This window comes from Streptomyces sp. CNQ329, assembly GCF_000482585.1.
Genome location: NZ_AXVU01000138.1, coordinates 1 through 1,847 on the forward strand (window position 1 = coordinate 1; position 1,847 = coordinate 1,847).

Annotated in this window: 2 protein-coding genes; both read left to right on the plus strand. The window is 75.9% G+C overall.

Annotation, left to right across the window (positions count from 1 at the left end; translation table 11 throughout):
- Positions 1–1,038 (plus strand): condensation domain-containing protein (locus I003_RS34380; protein ID WP_486584464.1); only part of this gene is annotated, 1,038 nt, incomplete at its 5' end.
- Positions 1,035–1,847: condensation domain-containing protein (locus I003_RS34385; RefSeq protein WP_486584465.1), on the plus strand; the 813-nt coding region annotated here is incomplete at its 3' end. The genes I003_RS34380 and I003_RS34385, both read left to right, overlap by 4 nt.

The window sequence follows — 1,847 nt, forward strand, 5'->3', positions numbered from 1 at the left end:
GACCTGCGGGCCGCCTGCGAGGCGGTGGGCGAGGGGCGCAAGCCGGAGCTGGAGCCGGTGGCGACGTCGTTCCGGCGCTGGTCGCGGGAGCTGGCGGCCCAGGCCGCGGGCGCGGACCGGCGGACCGAGCTGGAGCGCTGGGCAGCGCAACTCGGCGCCCGCGCGCCCGCGCTGATGCGCCGCCACCCGGACCCGGCGACCGACACCGTCGCGTCCCTGCAGAACCGTACGTGGACGGTCCCCGCCGGTCAGGCCGCGACGCTGACCGCCCGCACGCCCGCCGCCTTCCACTGCGGGGTCCACGAGGTGCTGCTCGCCACCCTCGCCGCCGCCGTGGCCCACTGGCGGCCGGAGGCACGCGGCAGCGTGCTCGTCGACGTCGAAGGCCACGGCCGCGAGCCGGTGGCGGGACTCGACCTGTCCCGCACGGTGGGCTGGTTCACCAGCGTCCACCCGCTGAGGCTCGACCTCCACGGCATCGACCTGGACGACGTACGCGCCGGCGGGCCGGGCGCCGGACGGCTGCTCAAGTCCGTCAAGGAGCAGGCCCAGGCCGTACCGGGGGACGGCCTCGGCCACGGTCTGCTGCGTCACCTCAACGCCGGGACGGCCGGGGCGATGGCGGCCCTGCCGGAGCCTGACATCGGTTTCAACTACCTCGGCCGGTTCCCCGCCGGCGGGCCCGCGGAACCCGTCGGAGCCTGGCAGCCCGCCGGCGAGACCGCCGTCGGCGGCACCGCCCCGCCGGACATGCCGCTCCTGCACGCGCTCGGCACCAACGCCGTCATCCGCGACACCGCCGCGGGCCCCGAGCTGTCGCTCACCCTCGGCTGGCCGTCCGGCCTGCTCGACCGGACCGACGCCGAACACCTCGGACAGACCTGGCTGGAGATGCTGGCCGGCCTCGCCGCGCACACCGGGGACCCGGCGGCCGGCGGGCACACGCCCTCCGACTTCCCCCTCCTCGACCTCGGCCAGGACGACGTCGAACAGCTCGAAGAGATCGCCGGCGAGATCGAAGGAGGACTGTCCCGGTGAACACCCCCACCGCCGCCCCCCGCCCGGCCCTGGAAGTGTGGCCGCTGTCGCCGCTGCAGGAGGGCCTGCTGTTCCACGCCGGGTACGACGAGACCGGCCCCGACCTGTACACCGTGCAGTTCGTCCTGGGACTCGACGGCCCCTTGGACCCCGCGCGCCTGCGCACCTGCTGGGAGGCGCTGCTCGCCCGCCACGGCGCATTACGTGCCAGCTTCCACAGGCGCGCCTCCGGCGAAGCCGTCCAGCTCATCGCCCGCGAGGTCCGGCTGCCCTGGCGCGAGGCCGACCTGACCGGCGCCGCAGAGCCGGACGCCGCCGCCCGCTTCGACAAGCTGGCCGCCGAGGAGCGCGCGGAAAGACTGAACCCGGCGACGCCGCCGCTGCTGCGGCTGCTCCTCGTCCGGCTCGGCGACCGGCGGCACCGACTGCTGATGACGACCCATCACATACTGATGGACGGCTGGTCCATGCCGGTGCTGCTCGCCGAGCTGTCCGCGCTGTACGAGGCCGGCGGCGACACCTCCGCGCTCACGCGCCCCGCCCCGTACCGGGACTACCTCGCCTGGCTGGGCCGTCAGGACAGGGCGGCGGCGCGGGCGGCGTGGCGGGCGGAGCTGGCCGGCGCGGACGGGCCGACGCTCGTCATGCCCACCGACTCCGGCCGGGCAGCGGTGTTGCCGGAGCAGGCCGAGGCACGGCTCGGGAGGGAAGCGTCGGCTGCGCTGGGTGCATGGGCGCGTGGGCGGGGGTTGACGGTCAACACGGTGGTGCAGGGTGCGTGGGCGTTGGTGTTGGCGCGGTTGGCGGGG